This is a genomic window from Pedobacter sp. UBA5917 (assembly GCF_002432345.1).
Classification (GTDB): domain Bacteria; phylum Bacteroidota; class Bacteroidia; order Sphingobacteriales; family Sphingobacteriaceae; genus Pedobacter.
In genome coordinates, this window is the sequence record NZ_DJDT01000140.1 from 1 (window position 1) to 21,316 (window position 21,316).

Annotated in this window: 17 protein-coding genes; 8 read left to right on the forward strand and 9 right to left on the reverse strand. The window is 40.5% G+C overall.

The window, feature by feature from the left end; all coding sequences use genetic code 11:
• Positions 1–172: 172 nt before the first annotated feature.
• Positions 173–1,648: an outer membrane beta-barrel protein gene (locus tag B2V92_RS08445; RefSeq protein ID WP_293306826.1), complete on the reverse strand. Its 1,476-nt coding sequence runs from the start codon at positions 1,646–1,648 to the stop codon at positions 173–175.
• Complete coding sequence (locus B2V92_RS08450; protein WP_293306828.1) at positions 1,645–2,220, reverse strand: RNA polymerase sigma factor; 576 nt, start codon at positions 2,218–2,220, stop codon at positions 1,645–1,647. Before B2V92_RS08450 ends, B2V92_RS08445 begins: the two co-directional genes overlap by 4 nt.
• A gap of 159 nt (positions 2,221–2,379) precedes the next feature.
• On the opposite strand from B2V92_RS08450, the gene B2V92_RS08455 reads away from it, so the two are divergent.
• The 5 genes from B2V92_RS08455 (at position 2,380) to B2V92_RS08475 (ending at position 7,146) form a co-directional block, all read left to right on the forward strand.
• Positions 2,380–3,282: a class I SAM-dependent methyltransferase gene (locus tag B2V92_RS08455; RefSeq protein WP_293306830.1), complete on the forward strand. Its 903-nt coding sequence runs from the start codon at positions 2,380–2,382 to the stop codon at positions 3,280–3,282.
• 14 nt (positions 3,283–3,296) lie between these two features.
• The gene (locus tag B2V92_RS08460) at positions 3,297–3,530 is read left to right on the forward strand and encodes a hypothetical protein (protein WP_293306832.1); all 234 of its coding nucleotides are present in this window, start codon (positions 3,297–3,299) and stop codon (positions 3,528–3,530) included.
• A gap of 74 nt (positions 3,531–3,604) precedes the next feature.
• Positions 3,605–4,408 (forward strand): helix-turn-helix domain-containing protein, encoded by an 804-nt coding sequence (locus B2V92_RS08465; protein ID WP_293306834.1) that lies wholly within the window; start codon positions 3,605–3,607, stop codon positions 4,406–4,408.
• A 65-nt stretch (positions 4,409–4,473) separates the two neighbouring features.
• Positions 4,474–5,913 (forward strand): alpha/beta fold hydrolase, encoded by a 1,440-nt coding sequence (locus B2V92_RS08470; RefSeq protein WP_293306836.1) that lies wholly within the window; start codon positions 4,474–4,476, stop codon positions 5,911–5,913.
• A gap of 288 nt (positions 5,914–6,201) precedes the next feature.
• Complete coding sequence (locus B2V92_RS08475) at positions 6,202–7,146, forward strand: patatin-like phospholipase family protein (protein WP_293306838.1); 945 nt, start codon at positions 6,202–6,204, stop codon at positions 7,144–7,146.
• Between the two features lie 351 nt (positions 7,147–7,497).
• Here B2V92_RS08475 and B2V92_RS08480 read toward each other — a convergent pair whose 3' ends face one another.
• Positions 7,498–8,490 (reverse strand): adenylate/guanylate cyclase domain-containing protein, encoded by a 993-nt coding sequence (locus tag B2V92_RS08480; RefSeq protein WP_293306840.1) that lies wholly within the window; start codon positions 8,488–8,490, stop codon positions 7,498–7,500.
• A gap of 360 nt (positions 8,491–8,850) precedes the next feature.
• Between B2V92_RS08480 and B2V92_RS08485 the strand changes: the two genes are divergently transcribed.
• Positions 8,851–10,257, forward strand: coding sequence for a hypothetical protein (locus B2V92_RS08485; protein ID WP_293306842.1), 1,407 nt, complete (start codon positions 8,851–8,853; stop codon positions 10,255–10,257).
• A gap of 238 nt (positions 10,258–10,495) precedes the next feature.
• On the opposite strand, the gene B2V92_RS08490 is transcribed toward B2V92_RS08485, so the two are convergent.
• The 4 genes from B2V92_RS08490 to B2V92_RS08505 are packed head-to-tail and all read right to left on the reverse strand — an operon-like array spanning position 10,496 to position 14,488.
• Positions 10,496–11,566, reverse strand: coding sequence for a dipeptidase (locus B2V92_RS08490; protein ID WP_293306844.1), 1,071 nt, complete (start codon positions 11,564–11,566; stop codon positions 10,496–10,498).
• Positions 11,567–11,577: 11 nt separating this feature from the next.
• Positions 11,578–12,690 carry a D-TA family PLP-dependent enzyme gene (locus B2V92_RS08495; protein WP_293306846.1) on the reverse strand — a complete coding sequence of 371 codons (1,113 nt, stop codon included), beginning with the start codon at positions 12,688–12,690 and terminating at the stop codon, positions 11,578–11,580.
• Between the two features lie 9 nt (positions 12,691–12,699).
• Complete coding sequence (locus B2V92_RS08500) at positions 12,700–13,170, reverse strand: RidA family protein (protein WP_293306848.1); 471 nt, start codon at positions 13,168–13,170, stop codon at positions 12,700–12,702.
• 1 nt (position 13,171) lies between these two features.
• Entirely contained in the window at positions 13,172–14,488 is a 1,317-nt protein-coding gene (locus B2V92_RS08505; RefSeq protein ID WP_293306850.1) for a gluconate:H+ symporter, read from the reverse strand.
• Positions 14,489–14,644: 156 nt separating this feature from the next.
• Here B2V92_RS08505 and bla point away from each other — a divergent pair, with 156 nt between their 5' ends.
• The gene (gene bla / locus B2V92_RS08510; RefSeq protein WP_293306852.1) at positions 14,645–15,544 is read left to right on the forward strand and encodes a class A beta-lactamase; all 900 of its coding nucleotides are present in this window, start codon (positions 14,645–14,647) and stop codon (positions 15,542–15,544) included.
• 66 nt (positions 15,545–15,610) lie between these two features.
• Here the strand turns inward: bla and B2V92_RS08515 are convergent, their stop codons facing one another.
• Together B2V92_RS08515 and B2V92_RS08520 are read right to left on the reverse strand one after the other, a co-directional pair.
• Positions 15,611–17,269, reverse strand: a complete 1,659-nt coding sequence (locus B2V92_RS08515) for a RagB/SusD family nutrient uptake outer membrane protein (RefSeq protein WP_293306854.1) — start codon at positions 17,267–17,269, stop codon at positions 15,611–15,613.
• Positions 17,270–17,281: 12 nt separating this feature from the next.
• Positions 17,282–20,245 (reverse strand): SusC/RagA family TonB-linked outer membrane protein, encoded by a 2,964-nt coding sequence (locus B2V92_RS08520; RefSeq protein ID WP_293306856.1) that lies wholly within the window; start codon positions 20,243–20,245, stop codon positions 17,282–17,284.
• 724 nt (positions 20,246–20,969) lie between these two features.
• Between B2V92_RS08520 and B2V92_RS08525 the strand changes: the two genes are divergently transcribed.
• The coding region (locus B2V92_RS08525) for a hypothetical protein (protein WP_293306858.1) at positions 20,970–21,316 on the forward strand (347 nt) is incomplete at its 3' end.

A 21,316-nucleotide genomic window follows, 5' to 3' on the forward strand; every position in this document is an offset into this window, starting at 1 on the left:
TTGATGCCAAAAAGAAAGAGCCATTCGGCGGCGGCGAGCCGAGGCAAGACTGCGCAGCAGGGCAAAAAAAATCAATTATATACGTCACTCATATTGATTTTTATAAAATAAATTATCCCTCGAAATGACGATACGGGAGCATCGCAAAGCGCTAACCGCCCTGCGCCACCCGCTACTTCAACCTATACCCCACCCCGATCTTAAAAAACTGATTATTTGGCTGATACCCGCCTAAACTATTGTTGATATTATAGGGCTTTAACCATTGATAACTTCCATTGATATCGAACTGTTTTAAATGGAAACTTACCCCACCGATAAAGCCCACACTTACCCTATTACTCACGGTGTTGCTTAAAGCGGTGTTAACCTCTGCACTATGGTTTATCGTGTCGCGCCGATCGTTAAGGGGTTTTAGTTTGGTAAGCACATCAGATTGTTTGATCGTGAAAGCGATTACCGGACCGGCCTTTATACTTAGTTTTTTTGATAATTTATAAACCGCAGCTAAGGGAATATCTACCGTCATCACTTTTCTTTCATCAGCCATGGTAAAAGGTGGCACCGAATCAGGTTTGTAATAACTTGGGTGCGTAAATTCGCCGGCAACTTTCTGTTTACTGTTTACATTTACCCCCATTGCAAGTCCCCACTTTTTATTGAGTGCATAATTACCAAACGCACCTCCATAAAAACCGGTGCTACCCTTCTGCAAATTCATTCCAGCTGTTATTCCATAGCTGTATTTAGGTTCATCACCTTCATTGCTTTGCTTTGGCGTTTTGGGTATTTTGATTTTAGATGGCTTGATTGCTTTCGCTTTTTTGTTCTTTTCAGTACTGCTACCGGTTGATTTATTTTTATCCCTGCCTTTCGAAGCACCAGCAGTTCTGAAACTATTATCGGCTGGATATACCTCCAGAACAGGCCTTAAAGCGCTTAGGTTTTTGACCTGATTTACAGAATCTCCTTTAAATATATTTTTCTGCCAGAATTTGCCTGGTGCCATCAATTCCGGTTTACCTTTTTTGAATAAGAAGTGTACGTCCAATACAGCAGGATACTTTGATTGAGTGTTTTCCGGGTTCAAAACAATACCATTCCGCTCAGTTTCTTGCACGTTTTTATTTCGATCTACCGGGGTAGGAACAGCATGTAATCCAGCAATAACGGTAGTTCGGTCTTCTTTTGTTCCTCCTGTAACAGTCTGCTTTTTTTGTTCAGCTATTCTACTGCTATCAGCGTTTTCATTTTGTACGGTCAGGTTATTTAATGTATCCGTGTTATTGATCAGGTTACTATCTGCAAAATTGCTGTAGTTTTCTACTTTACTGCTATCGATAAGTGCAGAATCAGATCGTAACACTTTATTTTCTTTTACAATTTCTTTTTTAGGATTTTTCGAATGCGGAACCGTTACATATACCACTGTGCTTACCGTAACAGCCGCCGAAAATGCATACCCTATTATTTTAAACAGTTTGGCGCCCGCAGATATACCTGGCGGATTACCACCTACCGTACCAGCAGGCAACTGTTCGTTTAACAGCTTGTGCATGCCTGCCCACGAGGCATCAGCAGCATCCTTGATTGGAAGGCTGTCGAATTTCTTGCTCCAGAGTTTATGATACCATGCTGAATTTTTCATCTTCCTTTTGTGTTTTCAGTTGGTTTATCAATTGCTGAAGGAGCGATCATTCTCCTCAACTGTTTCTTTGCCTCTGTAAGGTGCCATCTCGAGGTACTCTCGGTAATATTAAGGTGTTCTCCTATTTCCTTGTGCGAGTAGCCATCTATAACCGAAAGGTTAAAAACCAATTGGGTAGCCGTTGGTAACTGGCGGATGAGTTTCAGCAGGTCTTCTACAAAAAGTTTGTCTAACACTGCCGGCTGGATAAAAACTTCCTCAATTTCTTCAGGGTTTACCACTTCGTTAAACTTTGCTTCCCTGCGCCCCAGATCAATACATGATCGTACCATTACCGTTCTGATCCAGGCGCCAAATTCACCTTTTTTTGCATCAAAATTATGGATGTGCTGAAAAACCTTTAAAAAGCCAATGCTCAGGGCATCATTTGCCAGGTCATCAGATTTTAAATATCGGAAGCATATCCGCAGCATATCGGCATAGTAAAGCTTGTAGAGACCTTCTTGTGCTTGCCGCTCATTGGCTTTACAACCTTTGATTAGTTTAGTCTCCTGCTTAAAAAAAAGGTTCATCCATTTGGTTCGGTAAGCGGTTTTTCATCGTGTTATATCAAGGTTACGCAGCAAACAGGAAAAACGCTGGGTTAAAATTAATTTATTTTTTTTTGATCTGTCCGTTTTTTCTACCAAGCGTTTTAGGTTGGAGGTGCGTATTTATTTAAATCTCCATCTATGCGTCATCACGAAAGTTATACCCGGCACAATAACTGGTACAATCAGCATTTTCCTTCCGAAAATGCCAAAGCCGAACATTATGAAAAAGTAAGGACCGCCGGAAAAAACAATATTGCACAATGGCTGCAGCAATTGTTTTTCAGCTGCCTTGATCCTTTATTGAACAGAAAAAACCAGAACTGGCTAACCGTTGGCGATGCTTATGGCTTTGATGCACAATACATCCTAAACTCGGGTAATGATGCATTGGCAACCGATCTGAATACCGATTTTTTAAATGTTGCGCTGAAAGAGGGAATTATCAAGGCATGTGCAGCAGAAAATGCCGAAAAATTATCATGTGCCGACAATAGTTTTGATTTTGTGCTCTGCAAAGAATCTTACCATCATTTCCCGAGGCCTTATGCTGCCATGTACGAAATGATCAGGGTGGCCCGAACTGGTGTGGTAGTGATTGAACCCCAGGATCCTATTGCCAGAATGCCTATGTTGTTAATGCTGAACAACCTTTTTTCGCGTAACGGAGAATTTCTTAATAAACTATGGAAAAACCGTTTTTCGTTCGAACCCGTTGGAAATTTTGTTTACAAGGTTTCGGAAAGGGAATTTGAAAAACTGGCTGCCGGACTTGGTTTACCAATGGTTGGCTTTAAAAAAATCAATCCGAATTATTGGTTTAAAGGGGCAGAATCGGTCTCGACCGATAAGCATAATAACAGGTTTTTTATGATCAAAATGAAGAAGTTATTTTTCGATGCAATGGTAAAATTAAGGGCTATGCCTGCACAGGTATTAACCACCATTATTTTTAAACAGTTACCGGATAATGATACGATAGCCCAACTTAAAAAAAGTGGTTACCACCTGGTACACATTCCTAAAAACCCATATCTAAATTAAATCACCTAACCAATATGAAACCACAAATTCTTTATTTTTATGCCGGCCTTGCATTAGCTGCATTTTTTATACTCGTTTATTTACTACATGCCAACTCAAACTGGCAGGCTTTTTTTGATGCCGCAGCAGTATTTTTACCTATGGCTTTGGGATTGATTTTAGCTGCCCTTCTTTTATTCGCAGGCATTTATTTGATGATAAAAGGGTTTAACCAGGGAAAAGAGAAAAAACATGTGAGGTATTTATAGAAGCGATATTAAATTTTGCTATAATTTTCTTCTATTTGATGCAACAAGCTGTTGAAAAAACCATCTAATGGTATATGACAGAAATATTTGATAACATCAGAAAGCTTTATCGTTTTTTAACACCACACGAAGGTCTTTCTCCATATGTCGAGTTTTTTTCTGAAACAGATTTAGCCGCTGCTAAAAACTATATCCAAAACGAACGTTTTACGGTTAAACTTTTTCCAAGTTTTACGCCCACCATCTGGCTTAATTTGGGAAGTAAATACCAGCTTTACAATGGAAAACATAGGCATCAGGTAAACGAAAATACTGATGTACTGGTATTGCGCAGCGAAATCATCGAAAGGCAGAATGCGCCTGCTGACAATATATTTACGGTTAAGTTTTTACCGGGAGGATTTGAAACCATTTTTGGCATCAGCCAGACAAAAATAGCCGGCAATGTAATTTCGCTCGATGAATTAATTCCAAACCAGGTAATCAGCAAAATAAAACAGGCACCTGATTTTGAAACCCGTGTAAAGCTATGGGAAGATTACCTGCTGGAAAAAAAAGCAAAAAATACCAACGGCCATTACCTGTTTATGGTACAGCGCAGCATCGATACTTTTCTTGATGCCGGTATGAAACTTTCTACAGCGCAGCTGGCAGATAAAATTTATATGGGCGAAAAATCGCTAAACAGGTATTTTAATAAAGTGGTAGGTACCGGCCCGAAAAATTATTTCAATATTTTAAGGGCACGTACAGCACTTACCCAATTCATGAACAAAGAAAGCATCTTTTCACCTCAAGATTACGGCTATTACGATATGAGCCATTTTTACAGGAATACAGTATTATTTACCGGAACAAGGATTGCCGAATCGCGGTAATTTTGTCTGTTTTTTACCTTTCCCAAAAAAATGGGATGCGCTATTTTTGAATTAAAATCAGGAACATGAAAATCTCTACGTTATTAGCCTTATGCTTTGTCTTTTTTAATTTTCAGGCTTTTTCTCAATCATACATACCGAAAATAGAATCCACCGGATGTAAAATCAAAACAGAAAATGGTGTAATTGCAAAATGCGGTTATCTGGTGGTACCCGAAAACAGGGCAAATCCCAGTAAAAACCTCGTTAAAATTCCGTTTATATTTGTACGGAAACAAGATCAGGATTCGGTTAAAAATATTTCGCTGTACACTACTGGTGGTCCTGGTTACAGTACTACTTTGGGCATCACACAAATTGGTTTAAACTCGGGCTTTTTAAGGTATGGTGGTTTTATAGCTTTCGATCAGCGCGGTACTAAGCTGGCCATCCCATCACTCCAGTGCCCAGAAGTGGATCAAGCCATTAAACGTTCGTACCTGGAAAATCTTTCGAAAGATAGTTTGGTAAAACTTGCGGTAACATCGGCACGTAAAAGATTTACCGCAAAAGGCATCGATCTATCAGCCTATAATACTACAGAAAGTGCTGCAGATATCAGCGATCTTAAAAAAGTCTTAAAAATCGAATCGATGATGCTGGTTGGCATTTCTTATAGTGGTGGTTTAATGCTTACCGTAGCCAAAAACCATCCCGAAGGCATAAAAGCGCTTATACTAAACTCTCCCCTTCCCGGTTTCGTAAATTATGAAGAGCATGCATTGATTAATATGAATGAGGCTTTAGATCAGGTATTCGATAATGTGCAGACCGATTCAACAAAAACTGCTTACAAAGATCTTAAGCAACGGTTTCATGACTATTTTACCAAAATTTCTTCTAAACGTTTTAACATGCGTTACCTTCCGAAAGAAAATAGCGATAGCATCACTATCAGCTATGGAAAAACCGAACTATTAGATGCGGTATTCGGAAAAATGGAGAACGGAACAATAAAAATTGTCCCTTTTGTGATGAACGAGATTATTAATGGCAAACATCAGCAATATATAACCGAGGTGGTGGATGGCGCATTTTCTGGCGATCCCAACCGCACACTGGGTATGCGTTATTCTATTTACTGCCCGGAGCAGATTGCCTATTCAGATCCGAAACTGATTGCTAAACAGGATAAAATCCTTCCCTGGCTTTCGGGTTATCCTTTTAACAATGTAAATAAAGAAATCTGCGATTGCTGGAAAGTAAATTCCCAACCAGCATCGATAAAGGAGCCTGTGTATTCCAACATTCCGGCACTGATATCGGCAGGTGATGCTGATCCCTTCTGCAGACCTTTTTACAACAAGCTAATTAAAAGGTATATGCCTAATGCGCAATTGCTCATTATCCATAACCGGGCACATGGAGCAGGTTTCGGCAACAGTAGTGCTGATTACCTTGGTGATTTTTTAGCAGATCCGTATAAGAAACTGGTTTCGAAAGGAAGTGATGTAAGGATAGAATGAGGTTTGTTGGTTCATTAGTTCATTGGGCATTTGTTCAATTGTTCATTAGTAACTGCCAAATTATTTTTTGGATTGTGGATTTTTTTGATTGCAAATTGCCAACTGGAAACTGTTTGGTTGGTTAATTGTACCAGCGGCCGTCATCCTTACTTTATTTCAGGACCCATGCTGCCTTAAGACCCTGAAATAAATTCAGGGTGACGTATGGATGGAAGAAATAATATCGACTTTGGACTTCCGACTAAGGACTGGAAACTACAATAAAGACTTCGTGCTAAAAAACTATATTTGATCAGTAATTCTAAGGAGCAGAACATGAAGACATTGGTTATTTCGGGCGGTGGCAGTAAAGGTGCTTTTGCCGGTGGTGTAGCAGAATATCTTATTAAATACAGGAAAACCGATTACGATCTCTTTGTAGGTTCTTCAACCGGCAGTTTGCTGATCCCTTTTTTGGCCATTGGCGACGTTGCACGTATTAAAAAGCTCTATACTACCATTTCGCAATCCGATATTTTTACTGTTTGTCCGTTCATTGTGAAATACAAAAATGGAAAAGTAAAACTGCGCATGAACCATTTTGGTATTATTGCACAGTTTTTCAAGCGACAGAAAACCCTGGGCGACAGTACGGGTTTACGAAATCTGATCAGGAATAACTTTAAGCGCCAAGACTTCGAGACCATTAAATCGCTCGGCAAAGAAATTGTGGTTACCGTGGCGAATTTAACTACCCAGCTTATCGAATATAAATCGAGCAATGATTACAGCTACGAAGATTTTTGCGACTGGATGTGGGCTTCGTGCAACCTGGCACCTTTAATGAGCCTTTATCAGAAAAACGGCAACGATTATGCCGACGGCGGTTTCGGAAACCTCATCCCTGTACAGGAGGCAATTATAAAAGGCGCAACCGAAATCGACACCATCGTTTTACGACAGGAAAAAGCCGTTTACAACAATCCGCCGTTACAAAATGCAATCGAGGTTTTCGCCCGTACAAGCGACTTTATGCTCAACCAGATTGCAAACGACGACCTGATCATCTCAAAACTGCAAACAGCAAGCAAAAACGTAAAAATCAATTTCTATTTCATCAACCGCGAACTCACCACACATTCTTTTGTGTTTAATAAAACGGAAATGAGTACCTGGTGGCAGGAAGGATACGATCTGTTTAAAGAAAAAGATTGCACTACACATGTGCTGGAAGCCGATGGACAAATGGGTTAACTGTACATGCTTTTTTTTATTGTTGAATTGTTTGATTGTTAATTGCAAATTGCTAACTGAAAACTGTCAGACTGGTTAATCGGTTAACTGTTCTGAAAAATTGAAACCACATTTCATTCTGTTTCCCGCAGATCTCGCTGAAAAAAAAACGCAGATCTAAGGAGATTTTATTAAAATAGCAAATCGTTTCACTATGTAAAACTTATAAAGTAAATTATGTGAGTTTTCGATCTCGGGTGAACTAAAGTGGCTAAGGTGGTTATAAAAAATAAAGAATACGTTGTTTAATTAACCACCTCAAAATAGCTAAGCTTACGGTATTAAACAACACAGCTTCCCAACCGGAAAAACTCATGCAGGTTTCACGGCTACAAGCTGCATTTCCTTTTCCTTGCCCCTCAATTTAATGGCGCCCAGCATTTCGGTAGTGTAAATACCAACCAATTGGAGTTCTTCAATCAGGGTTTTGGAAACAATCATTTCCTGGTTAAAGGTTTTACACATATTCTGGATCCTCGAAGTGGTGTTCAGCACATCACCTGAGTAGGTAATATCCCGTTTAATAATACCCACTTCGCCTGCAATTACCCGCCCCCAATGAATGCCTGCTTTAAAAGACGGCAATAACGCATATTTTAACTGATATTTCTCTTTTAGGGAGAATAAATGGGCCTTGATATCAAAAAAGCAGTTAATGCATTTATTATTCTTCAAACCTTCTTCGTATCGCCAGGCAATTACCACTTCATCGCCCACATATTGATAAATCTCTCCCCTGTTTTCGAGGATAGGATTGGTAATATCCATAAAGATATCTTTCAACAGTTCATGGTATTTTTTATCACCCAAATTTTCGGCTATGGTGGTAGAGGAATTTAAATCGAGGAACATAAAAATCCGCAATTCTTCTTTTGGGGTATTGTATTTCCCCCTAATGATATCCCAGAAAATCCCCTGTCCGAATTTACTGTTTACCTGCAGCAATAACTGCGTAATGGAAACCACAATGGCCCAAACCAATCCATTTTTCAGAAACCTATGCGAATCGCCCAGAGATAAAAGACTGAGTATTTCATTTATTGCCAGAACAATAACCATAAAAATACCTGCAATAATTAAAAGCGTGTAACCATAAGGTTTATCGTTATATTTTACATTGACAAAAAATACCAAAAAGCTCCCGCCAATTAAAGCGCCGAATAAACCAATGGCCATATTTAAAATGATAGAAGTACTTAACGAATAACCTGGTGCAGTACCTAAAGAATTGTGGGTATGCAGTATTAAATCTTCGAAAACGGCAATTACAGCGCCAATTAGCATCCACAAAAGGATAATAATCATTAATTGCTGAATTTTTTGCCGGGTACGGCGGTTAATTTTTACAGACATCGTGCATTATTCGAAAAACCAACTGAATTTACGATAAGTTTTGCCAAAATGATAAATCTAAAGCCCAAAACAGACTTTTGTTAACCGACATCAGATGTAATATTTAAATTACAAACAAGTCTTTATATTTTAAAATGTTAACTTAAGTTATTGATCCATTTAAAAGATGGATTAATTTTTAACCGGATTACTAAAACGTTTTAATTAATTCAAAACAGGTTTTACAAACGGTTATGGCCGAAAGGATGTCGAAAAGGTAGGATGGCCGGTATTAATGGGAAATCAACTCAAACCTAAATATAAAAACCTATTATGAAACACAGATTAATCCTCATCCCGGGCATCTTGATCTTTCTTAGCCTCTCGTGCAAGAAAAAAGAACTGGATCAGCAGCAGGATCAGCTTTTGAAAAAGCCTGCAACATTAGCAAATACCAATTTACTGGCCGAACCACCCCTAACCTGGCAGGAACATTGGTTTGACCATGTGCAGGTGCTGCAGCGCTTTTATCACGACACCAGCATTGTGGTTTACCACGACAATGACGTAAGCAGTACAGTTACATGGCCTAATACCTACCTGGCGCAGGTCTGGAATTACACCAAAAGTAAATATGGATCTTTTGGTCCCGACTCGCGTTTATGGGCCATATTCCATACCGGAAAATACAGTGGTGGCCACCCAAGCACCTATATGGATGCCAGTCACGATTACCGCAATGTAATCGATGTAGGTTCATCGAGCACCAGCGCCTGGCTTTCGGGCACGGGTAACGACCTCGATATTACCACGCATGAGGTTGGGCATATTGTAGAGGGTGCCTCCCGGAATGTGCTAAACTCTCCTGCATTCGGTATCTGGCACGATAGTAAATGGATGGAAATTTACATTTACGATGTTTATGTTGGCCTAAACCGCACCGCTGACGTGCAACGCTGGTATAACCTGGTGGCCAATGGGGCCGAAAATTATCCAAAAGCACAAACTTACTGGTTCAGGGATTGGTTTTTCCCAATTTATAGTCAGCAGGGCGATGCATCTGCTTTAAACAAATATTTCAGTTTATTGGCACAATATTTCCCGAAAGAAACTGTAAATAACGGTCAGGGAAACATTACCCGTTTCTCGAGGTCAATGAATTATGGCGAATTTATCCATTTCTGGAGCGGTGCAACCGGTATCGATCTTAAACCGCTTGCTTTAAGCGCTTTTGGAACCTTGGATGAACAGGGCAATAACTGGACTACCCAATTGAATACGGCCCGAACAGCTTTCCCAGGTGTAAGTTACCTGAAAGATATTTCTGGCTCGGCAACGGTAAGTGTAAGCAACGAAAATGCCGGCGGAGCTTCTGCCGCAGAAGGCTCATCAAAACTGGCCGACAGTTATTACAATACCAAATTCTTTTTGGGCGGCTACCCAACAAGCTTCTGGGCGCAGCAAACATTCGCATCAAGCCAGGTAGTTAAAGGTTATACCATTACTGCCGGCAACGATGCGCCCGACCGCGATCCGAAAGGCTGGAAATTGATGGGATCAAACGATAATGTAAATTTCACACAGCTTGATATCCAGAGTAATCAAACTTTTGGCTTAAGAAGGCAGACCAAAAAAATACTGATCAGTAATACCACAGCCTACAAATATTATAAACTGTTTATCACTTCGAACAATGGAAGTGTAGACCTGCAGTTTAGCGAATGGAGGTTATTGCAGTAAAATATTAAAATAACGACTGGGAATTTAAGAGTTGATCAATTCCTGGTCGTTAATTCCCCGCCAATTTTACAATTGGCGCCCCAGGAATCGTCCCGATGGAACGACCGCGACAACTCCATTCCCCTCTTTCAGAGGGGTGTCCGCAGGACGGGGTGTCAATAAAACACCAAACGTTCTTACGGAACGTTGAACGCCAATTTTACAATTGGCTACCTACGAAACGTCCCCATGGGACGATTTATGTCCAGGCTTTACGCAGGAACCTGATCCAGTTGCCATACATTAAATTTTCTACATCGGTTTTGCTGTAACCGCGTTTTTCAAAGAGATTGGGAATTTTATCGAGATCGGCAATACTTTCTAAATCATAAGGACATTGCTCTCTTCCGAAAGCACCATCCAGATCAGAACCGATGCCCACGTGATTGGCATTCCCTGCCAACTGACAGATGTGGTCGATATGATCAATCATTACTTCGAGGTTGCAGTTCATTGTTTTCGGGGTCGAAATACCCCTTTGCCAATTGGGCACCATCATCCAGGCATCCAAAGCCGCGCCAATTACAGCTCCACGTTCAATTAATGTTTTGATCTGATCGTCGCTAAACTGCCTGTTATGGTTAACAAGCGCCCGACAGTTATTGTGGGAGGCCCAAATATGACCATTAAAATGATCGAGCGCATCCCAAAAGCTATCATCGCATAAATGGGTGGCATCGAGGATGATATTGAGCCTTTCCATTTCGGCAAGCAATTGGTAAGCACCCGGGTGCAATTTACCTGTGGCATCTGTTCCCTGAGCGTACCGCCCTGGGCCGTAATGTGCTGGGCCAACCGCCCTTAATCCGTTATCATAAGCCTGTTGAAGGTAATCAACATGTACAATAGAATCGGCACCTTCAAGGCTTAAAATGTATCCGATTCGTTTTTTTTCATTTGGAATATCTGATGCCCACAAGGCTAAGTGTTTTTCTAAACTGGCCAGGTTGTTAACCTGTATCATTTCACCACGGTCTTCCATGGCTTTGTACCAGGCCAGCTGCCCTTGTGTTTGTGCCCATGCCTGTTCGGGAGAGTGCCAGCCCGGCAATGAATTATCAGGGGCTACAAACCTCGCAATCTGCGTAGCCACCACCAAACCAATATTGCCTTTACGCAGCTCAGGCAGTGATACAGTGGCTTTTGCGCGGTCGGGTTTATCTGTTAAGCCCTGCTCACGCCCGTTTATTTCGGAAAGCGGGCGGGTTAAATCGCGGTTCCACTCCAAAGCATTCATACTCAAATCCAGGTGGGCATCTATCGTAAACATAGCAGGGGCTTTTATATCGTTATTTTTCTTTTTCTAGAAATGATGTTCCAGGTTTCATCAGGGTTATTTTCAGAAATAACAAGCGCATTTTCGTAAAGTGCAACCGTTGGGCATATATGGTACGGTAATCCGTATAAAATATCGCCTATCTGATATTGATGATTTTCTCCAGCATCCAGTACCAGATGTTCTTCGCTTTGACTAATGGCAACCAGCTCCGGTGCATTTAAAAATACAACCCTTTTATCGAGCGGTTTTTCAGCCGCTACGGCTTTATGGCCTAAATCGCAGCATATGAGATTGCTTTCGGGCAAAGAAACAATCCTCGAAACCACCAGAGCAGCGGTATTAAATTGCTGTTCTTCAAAAGCATCCTGATAACCTTTGTCCCAAAGTGCAAAAGTACCTGGGCTGCATTCAAAAATACTTTGTGTGTTATAAATGGTAAACGTTGGTGTTCCTCCCGCTACGATAATGGGCTGATGTGCAAACTGAGCTTCAATTGCTGCACCTAAGCCATTTAATATCCCAATGATCAACTTTCCTTTTTCAGTACGGATGCCAAAATCACTTTCATGGATATGGCCATCATAAGCGTGTAAACCTTTAATCACTAAGCCATCAATCTTATTGAGCTTTGCATAAAGATCCATTACTTTTTCAGGTAGAATCCCTGTACGGTGCATCCCAACATTTACATCAATAAAAACTTCAGCTGTTAACCCGTTCAACTGGGAAACTGAAGCCAATTCGAGCGCAGTTTTTTCATCGTCAACCAAACAACTGAAACGGCTGAGCGGGTATGTTTTCTGAAGAGCGATAAACCTGCTAATATTTGGTCCAACAGGTTGATAAGCAAGCAGCACATTGGCAGCGCCACAAAGACCAAGCATTTCTGCCTCGGCAATGGTAGCACATTTAAATTTCGAAATCCCCGCATCGATCAGCAGCTTGCTCAGCTCGGCCGACTTATGTGTTTTAACATGTGGCCGCAAACGGTTTGGGTCATCAATCATCGAAATCAACAGCTTGATGTTCGCCTTGATCCTATCGACATAAAAAACAAGTCCCGGCGATTCAACCGAAGCCGGATTATCTAAAAAATGCCATTGCTTTTCTAACATTATGCAGGTTTAATACAGCTCAAACAAAGCTTCGATCTCTACTGGGATATTATCAGGCAATGAGCCAAAACCAACTGCGCTTCTTACACCTATTCCATTATCAGTACCCCAAACCTCGGCAAAAAGTTCGCTGCATCCATTAATAATAAAAGGATGTTTTTCGAAATCTGGCGTACAGTTTACCATACCCAGAACCTTGATCACCCTTTTTACCTTATCCAAGCTCCCTAAATTGGTTTTAATGGTCGATAACATCGTTAAGCCCACCTGCCTGGCAGCCAGTTTGCCTTCATCCTGCTCCATATCAGCACCGATACGGCCAATGATCAGGCTTTTATCGTCCCTCACCGGACCATGACCGCTCAGGTACAAATATTTCCCATCAATAAGATAAGGTTTGTAAACCCCAAGTGGTGCCGGTGCCGGCGGAAGGTTTAATCCAAGTTTCTCGAAACGGGCATCTGCAGTTAAATTTTCCATATTAAGCTATTATTATTTTAAGTAAAAGTACGCCGGCAAGCCCTGCCGTGCCAACTATCGATTCCATTAAAGCCCATGAACGGAAAGTATCCTTCAGGCTTAAATTAAAGTATTCTTTAAACATCCAAAACCCTGCATCGTTTACATGTGAAAACATTAAACTACCTGCACCAACGGCCAAAACCATTAAATTCGGGTTGGTATGTGTGGCCATCATCAGGGGTACAATAATACCTGCTGTGGTGAGTCCGGCAACCGTTGCAGAACCTACACAAAACCGGATCAGTGCCGCAATTAACCAGGCCAAAAATAAGGGTTCAACCGATAATTCCTGCAGGTAGCCGGCAATTTCTTTACTCACACCGCTCTGGGTTAAAATCTCTTTTAAAGCTCCCGAACCGGCAATGATCAACAAAATCAAGGCGATATCTTTTAAGGCATCGCCAAAAATAGATGATAGGTAATCCATTTTCTTCCCTCTCGAAATACCGAGAAAATAGCTAGCTAAAACCAGCACAACCAGCATCACGATAGATGGATGACCTAAAAAGGTAATCACAGGAATAATTGGCGAGGTCGGGTTTAAAAACAAAGGGAGAAAAGAGGCCAATCCCAATAAAATAACGGGCAACAAGGCTGTAAACAGACTGATAAACGTTCCGGGGAGTTCATCTTCAGGCAATTCTTTAGCCCTGAACGATGCCATTGGCGTTGAAGGGATATTTTTTAACGTTTTGGCAAAAAACGGTCCGCCGATTATTATTGCAGGTACGGCAACAAGCAATCCGTAAAACAGGGTGAGCCCCATATTGGCATTAAACTGTACCACCAAAGCGGCCGGTGATGGATGTGGTGGTAAAAAACCATGGGTAACCGACAATGCGGCGAGCATAGGTAAACCAATATAGAGCGCAGGTAACTTATACCGGTAAACTACAGAAAAAATTAAGGGCACCATCAGCACGAAACCGATTCCGTAATAGAGTGGTATACCGATTACAAAACCGGTAATTACCATGGCCCACTGGATATGTTTGGTACCAAAAACATCCATCATCACCTGGGCTATTTTTTGGGCAGCGCCACTTTCGGCAACCAGTTTACCCAGCATGGCACCGGTGGTAATAATAATCACCAAAGAACCTAAAACATCGCCTATACCTTTTTCAACCGCTCCCGCAATTTTCGGCAGAGGCAATCCTAAACCCAGTCCCGCCAGTACCGAAACAATCAGAAAAGCCAGAAATGCATTGATTTTAAAAACGGAAATCATTAAAATCAATAAGGCAATGCAGCAGAATACGATGAGTATGGTCATTTATAAATTTTTAGTTTTATTCCAACTGCACAATTCCATGGATGATGTAATGCAAAATAGTGATTATTTTGTTTTAAGCCTATTATATCATCTCCTGTTTTACCCGGAATATCTACATCTTTGCAACAACTTTTATCCTATAAAAAACATTTTACCATGTACAAAATAATGATTACCCTCATCGCCCTCAGTTTTTGTCTTTTCCAACATGCAGGCGCCCAGCAGAATAAATTAAAAACAACCGTAGCCGAAATTGCTGCAGATACCAGGGGAAAAATAGGTGTTTATGCACGTGTTTTAGAAGGCAATCAAACTTTCGAATTTAATAACGATCAACATTTTGTGATGCAAAGTGTATTTAAATTCCCGATTGCGGTAATGCTGCTTAGTGAGGTAGATAAAGGCAAATTAAAGCTCGATCAGCAGCTATTCATTCCTAAATCTAAGATAAAAAAGACCATAAGCAAACTTTACGAGAAATATCCGGAAGGAAATGTTTCTGTTCCTTTGCGCGAAATATTGGAGGATATGGTTTTGTACAGCGATAACAATGCCTGCGATGTTCTGCTCCAGTTATTAAAAGGACCAAAAGCACTCACCGGTTTCCTGCATGGCATCGGCATAACTGATATCAATGTAGATTTTGATGAATGGGGCATGCAGAAAAAGTGGAACAACCAATATCAAAATTGGTGTACACCACAGGCACAGGTAACCTTGCTAAGCCTGGTTTTTGAGCAAAAGATTTTAAAAAGCCAGACCAATACACTTTTACGGAGCCTGATGCGCGAAACCTATGTTGCACCAATGAGAATCAGGGGACTGCTTCCGAAAGGTACGCTTGTTGAGCACCGTACCGGAACTTCATCAATAAACGATTCGGGACTCTCGCCTGCAACAAATGATGTTGGTACCATTACCCTGGCCAATGGCAAACACCTGGCTATTGCCATATTTTTAATGGATTCGTATGAAAATAGCGAAAAACGTGACCTTGTTATTGCAAAGATTGCTAAGGCTGCTTTTGATGAATTTTCGGGTGTTAAGCCACAATAATTTCTTTAATAAACCAAAAAAGGGCACTCAAGAGTGCCCTTTTTTAATTCAAAACATGGTATTACATTAATTATATCCTGGATTTTGTGCCAGGTTTTCATTAAGTGTACGCTGAACCTGCGGAATCGGGAATAAATTTCTGAATGCTGCAGATGGTGTATGATCCCACCAGCTTTCGGTAGTAAATTTTCCGAACCTGATCAGGTCATTTCTTCTAAAACCTTCAAAAATAAACTCTTTACCTCTTTCGGTTAAAAGCTCGTTAAGTGTTAACGATGCCGGAGTATAAGCTCTTGTTGCCCAATCAGCATCGGTAAATGCTCTTTTTTTACAATCGTTGATCAGCTGTACAGCTTCGGCAGTAGCAGCACCACCATTTTTACGCATAATGGCTTCTGCTTTTGCAAAATAAACCCAGGTTAAACGGTAGATATTCCAATCTGTATTGTTGTAATTTGGATCGATAGGAACAGCAACACCGTTTACAACGCCTGCAACCTGGTTACCAAGTTTATATTTATTAAAACGTACCCCGCTATTCTCTTCACCTTCGCTCATGTTGGAAACAGTAGATCCCGATTTGTTTTTTCTGATATTATCTACAAAAACAATTTGTTGATCGCTATATTCATTTCCTCCTTTTGCGATTGCAGGCTGACCGTTATCAAAACGAACCATTGGTCCTTCTAACAACCAACCTCTTTTTCTAAGGTCGGCATCTTCATACTTGGTAAATACACCAGGAATTACCACAATACCATCGTTTCCATTACGCGAACCACCATAGATCTGATCCTGTTGAAAATGGTAAAATTCACCCGTCCATGATGGCTGAAATGAAGCTTTCTGGAATTCGTAAGCGATTGAAAAGATTACCTCTTTTGATAAATCGTTACTTGGTTTAAACTGATCTACAATATTTGGATCCAACTGCATGGTACCATTTTGGGCGCCACCATCACCTGCGATCAATTTATTCGCCGCTGCGATACAATCATCCCATCTGGCTGTACCTGTCCAAACCTCTGCATTAAGATAGAGTTCTACCAACATGGCATAACCACCTGCCTGACTCATTCTACCAATCATGTTTCTCGACAATTTTGGTGCTTTATCGATATTTTCTTTAATTTCTTTCTCGATAAAAGCAAAAACCTGTGCACGTGGCAATGTTGCAGGTTTAGCAGGAATACCTACCTGAGTTACCACAGGGATATTGCCGAAAAGATCCATCAATTTAAGGTAGTGAAAAGCCCTGAACAATTTCAATTCAGCGATATAAGCATCTTTTTCTACCTGGGTAATTCCCATTTGCGTTAAACTGCGTTTTTCGAGGTTCTCGATTGGATCGTTACATAAACCCATTCCCCAGAACATGAGCGACCAGGCATTGTTCAATGGCCCGTCATCACTCAACCAGGTATGATAATGCAGTCTTTTCCATTTTCCACCGTCTTCTCCGTGGCGACCTTTTGTTGGCCATGCCAGCTGATCGCCCGATAACTCTGCCGGACGCCACCAACCGTCCTGCCCGGATGGGGTAACCCATGCATTAGCGTGTGTATAGGGTCTTAACACAGCCGAAAGCACTTCATTTTTATTGTTATAAAAATTGTCTGAAACCAATTCACTATATACCGTTTCGTCTAATTTTGTACAGCCATTCATCAGGCCCACTGAAACTGTTAAAACGGATGCTAAAATAATTTTTTTATAATTTTTCATCTTATTCAAATATTAAAATCCAAAGTTTACGCCAAACAGGAACTGTCTTGTTGCCGGATAAGGGCTTCTGGTATCAATACCTAAGCTTCTTCCGTTAATTTCCTGTCCCATACCAACATCCTGGATATAATCAGGATCGTTACCTGTGTAACCGGTAAATGTTACCAGGTTTTGTCCTGTTGCATAGATCCTTAAGTTTCTGAATGATTTTGAGTTAAGTTTAAATGTGTATCCAACTGTGATTTCATCAATTTTTAAGAAATCGCCTTTTTCCAGATAGTAATCAGTGTACATGTAAGTATCCTTAATTTCGGCATACTTACCAAAAGCACTGTTTAACAGGTTGGTTGATGCACCGTTTTTATTTCCATAAGAAATTGCAGTAGTATTCAATACATCAAAATCAAGTTTACTTCTTAGGAAAACCCTGAAATCGAAATTTTTATAAGTAAAGTTATTGGTTAACGATAGGTAATATTTAGGGATTGCATTACCAATTACGGCTAAATCGGTCTGATCTCTGAAAGGAGAAGTATTGATGTTTGCGTTAGAAACAATTGCGCCATCTTTTGTATAAAACTGCCATTTGCCATCAGGCGTAAAACCTGCAAAACGTTTACCCCAGAATTCTCCGATATTACGGCCTTCGTAAGTTCTGAATGCATTACCCAATGCACCGAAACCACCGATCGAACCAAATTCTTTCATGTCTCTTCTGTACTCATCATTCGAATAACTGTCCAGTTTGTTATCTGTTGTACTTCCCGCAAAGTCGATTCTCCAGCTAAAATCGCGTTTTTTAATCGCTGCATAGCTTAAAGTTAACTCTATACCTTTTGCAGAAATTGTACCTACGTTAGTATATATCGATGATTGGATAAAAGGAGGCTGAGGAGAAGTATAAGTATCCAAAAGATCTTTGGTTACCCTTTTATACAAATCAATAGATCCTGTTAATTTATTGTTCAGGATGGTAAAATCAATACCGATATTGGTTTCCTTTTTACGCTCCCACCTTAAATTTGGATTTGGATTTCTGCTTGGTCCGTAGGTTTGCTGATACTCTCCTGTTGGGAACAAATAAATGCCGCCTGTACCTAGTGTTACCAGGGATGCATAATTGGCAAAACCAGAGTTTCCGGTTTCTCCATACCCAACCCTAAGTTTCAGGTTATTTACAAACTTTATGTCTTTCATAAAGTCTTCTTCTGTAACGTTCCAACCTGCCGAAACTGCCGGAAAAGTAGCCCATTTATTGTTGGCACCAAATCTTGATGATCCTTCTCTTCTGATAATCGCCTGTGCAAAATATTTATCGCCCAGGGCATAGTTGATCCTTCCGAAAAGGGCAATAAGCGTATTATCGTTTTTAAAACTTCCCAATCCTACTGTATTTACCTTGATCGGAACACTTCCCAGGTTATTATCTTCGAACAGATCGTTTACATAACCGCGGTTATTCGCATTAAAACCCTCATTAACTTCATAACGGTAACTATAACCACCTATTGCCGATATTTTGTGCTTGCCAAAAATCTTGGTATATTCTAAAGTAGGCTCAACGTTAAAATTCTGGTTAAGTTCTGTAACCCTCGATGCATAACCACCGTTTGGAGCATCGTTGTTCTCTACCGAATTCTGGCTGGCCCTGTCACGGTACTCACTCCAGATCCTCGAATCGCGCTGTACTGCCCCAAAAACCGCAGCTTTAAGGTCTTTGATAATTTCCAGCTCTAACCTGCCATCTGCAGAAGTGGTTTGTTGCTGCACACCGTAACGTTCCTGCTCCAAACGTGCAAGTTCGTTGGTAATGGTTCTGGTAAACTGATAACTTCCATCAGGGTTGAAATAAGATTCGGTTGGGTTTTTGGTGAGTACATTCTCCCAGCCACCGCCGCCCAATAGGTTGGCCTTATTAAAATTGGTTGCCAGATTAAACTGTGCCTGTAACCTGTTCTGAAATCCTCTTTGCGTTAAACTTAAACGGGCTCCATATTCTTTTCTACTGTTTTCTTTGGCAAAACCCTGCAGTTGACGGTAGTTTACACTGGCACGGTAGGTAGAGGTTTCTCCTCCGCCCGATACAGCGAGGTTATGGTTATCAGAAAGGTTGTTTTTATCAATCAGATCCTGAAAATAATCAAAATCGCCACCTTTATCTGTTACCTTGTATTCGCCACTGGCAATCCTCGCCCTCCATTGCTCCGCAGTCATGAAATCAGGTCTTTTAACCAGTCTTTCATTTCTGATGTAAGCATTGTAGTTAAATAAAGAAGGTCCTTTTTTACCTTTTTTGGTCGTTACAAGTATTACCCCGGCATTCGCCCTTGTACCATAAATAGCAGCACCAGATCCATCCTTCAACACACTGAACGATTCGATATCATCCTGTTGTAACAAATCAAGGTTTCCGCCCGGAATCCCGTCAATGATGATTAATGGACTTAATGTACCTGAAATTGAAGTTACACCACGCAACTGGATGCCGACTCCGCTATTCGGATTACTACTGTTTCTGGATATCTGTAAACCGGCAACCTTACCAACCAATAGATCCAAAGCGTTACGCGCACCACTTTGCCTGAATTGTGCAGTATCTACCTTTGCCACTGCAGAGGTAATTTCTTTTTCTCTTAGCGTTCCGTAACCCACTACCACAACATCATCCAATTTGGTATCAGACGATACCACCAATTTAATGTTAAGTGCAGTTTGATTGGCTACAGTAATGTTCTGTGTAAGGTAGCCGATATAGCTGATCCTGATTACATCGCCTGCATTTGCTTCGATGCTGAATTTTCCGGCTGCATCGGTTACAGCACCTTTTCCAGAGGTAACGTTTTTAATGCCTACACCTGGAACAGGTTGGTTGTTTTCATCCAGAACAGTTCCTGAAATGACTTTTTGCGCCCGAGCATGCTGCCACAGCTTGCCCTCATTCAATAGTCCCCTAGCACCTGCCCATTTTGAACTCATTGAAAACGCAGGACTGTTTAGCAATATAATTGCAGACAGCCCCGTAACCTTAAGTAAATTAATTCTCATTAGCGGTTTTGTTAAATTAAAAATTGATTAGTTATTCTTTCCTGGTTATAAGCAATATCTGCCGGAGATCTGACACGCCTGCGTAGCTTACTATTGTAAATCCGTTCTCTTTTAGAAACGGAAACTATAAATTGATATAAAGTATAATGAAGGATCTAACACTGCCTACAATTGGATGCAGCAGAACTATTCTGGATAGCGCAAAAATTCTCATAAATTCATTTGATTGGCTAAATCGTTTTAGTTTTTCGAAATAAAAAAATACGCCGGATAACAATTTTGGATAACGTAAAGATTCTCATAAATTCATTTGGTTGGCTAAATCGTTTTAGTTTTCCAATATTAAAAAATATAGCCGACTAAATAAAAGCCTGTTATGTAAAATTCGTATTACAATAAAACAATTCAAAATTTCTGGGTGTGAACAGATTTGAATCAAGAACCCAATAGGTATTTTTACTTAGTCATCATCCAAAAGTTAAACTGACAAAGGATTCTTAATCGAATGAAATTAATTCAGACAGGCTAAAAGATAAAAAACATCTGTTGCCAAAATAGGTACATTGTATATGACCTTCCTTCATTGTTTAAAATCATATAAACTTTAGCCAGAATTATATAAAGCTATCAGGCAAACCCTGTATAATTTTGTTTTATGAAAATTAAGGCAGTTTTCTTCCTCTTTATATTTATGCTCAATACCCTCGTGGGGTTTGGCTGTTCCATATCAATGGAAAATGGAGGGCATGAACATGGCCATAAACATCATCATCACGAACACCAGCATGCAGCATTTAAAGTGCTTTTTCCCCAATCTGTTAAAACACAGCTAACCGGGCAAGAAGATTCGTGCTGTAAAACACTGGTTAACGATTTTCTGGTTCAGGGCAAAATCTTGCCCGATTATGCAAAACAGAATCTTAAAGCGCCTGCTTTAGTTCCGCTGGGTTTTAGTTTCTCTTTTATTCCCGAAACAGAAATTATTATTGCAGATCAGCAGGA

What these genes read in the sequence shown, in the direction of transcription:
- B2V92_RS08505 (WP_293306850.1), bottom strand. Translation starts at nt 14,488, where the DNA reads ATGACCATACTCATCGTATTCTGCTGCATTGCCTTATTGATTTTAATG.
- B2V92_RS08485 (WP_293306842.1), top strand. Translation starts at nt 8,851, where the DNA reads ATGAAACACAGATTAATCCTCATCCCGGGCATCTTGATCTTTCTTAGC.
- B2V92_RS08490 (WP_293306844.1), bottom strand. Translation starts at nt 11,566, where the DNA reads ATGTTTACGATAGATGCCCACCTGGATTTGAGTATGAATGCTTTGGAG.
- B2V92_RS08495 (WP_293306846.1), bottom strand. Translation starts at nt 12,690, where the DNA reads ATGTTAGAAAAGCAATGGCATTTTTTAGATAATCCGGCTTCGGTTGAA.
- bla (WP_293306852.1), top strand. Translation starts at nt 14,645, where the DNA reads ATGTACAAAATAATGATTACCCTCATCGCCCTCAGTTTTTGTCTTTTC.
- B2V92_RS08455 (WP_293306830.1), top strand. Translation starts at nt 2,380, where the DNA reads ATGCGTCATCACGAAAGTTATACCCGGCACAATAACTGGTACAATCAG.
- B2V92_RS08520 (WP_293306856.1), bottom strand. Translation starts at nt 20,245, where the DNA reads ATGAGTTCAAAATGGGCAGGTGCTAGGGGACTATTGAATGAGGGCAAG.
- B2V92_RS08470 (WP_293306836.1), top strand. Translation starts at nt 4,474, where the DNA reads ATGAAAATCTCTACGTTATTAGCCTTATGCTTTGTCTTTTTTAATTTT.
- B2V92_RS08500 (WP_293306848.1), bottom strand. Translation starts at nt 13,170, where the DNA reads ATGGAAAATTTAACTGCAGATGCCCGTTTCGAGAAACTTGGATTAAAC.
- B2V92_RS08460 (WP_293306832.1), top strand. Translation starts at nt 3,297, where the DNA reads ATGAAACCACAAATTCTTTATTTTTATGCCGGCCTTGCATTAGCTGCA.
- B2V92_RS08450 (WP_293306828.1), bottom strand. Translation starts at nt 2,220, where the DNA reads ATGAACCTTTTTTTTAAGCAGGAGACTAAACTAATCAAAGGTTGTAAA.
- B2V92_RS08465 (WP_293306834.1), top strand. Translation starts at nt 3,605, where the DNA reads ATGACAGAAATATTTGATAACATCAGAAAGCTTTATCGTTTTTTAACA.
- B2V92_RS08445 (WP_293306826.1), bottom strand. Translation starts at nt 1,648, where the DNA reads ATGAAAAATTCAGCATGGTATCATAAACTCTGGAGCAAGAAATTCGAC.
- B2V92_RS08480 (WP_293306840.1), bottom strand. Translation starts at nt 8,490, where the DNA reads ATGATTATTATCCTTTTGTGGATGCTAATTGGCGCTGTAATTGCCGTT.
- B2V92_RS08515 (WP_293306854.1), bottom strand. Translation starts at nt 17,269, where the DNA reads ATGAAAAATTATAAAAAAATTATTTTAGCATCCGTTTTAACAGTTTCA.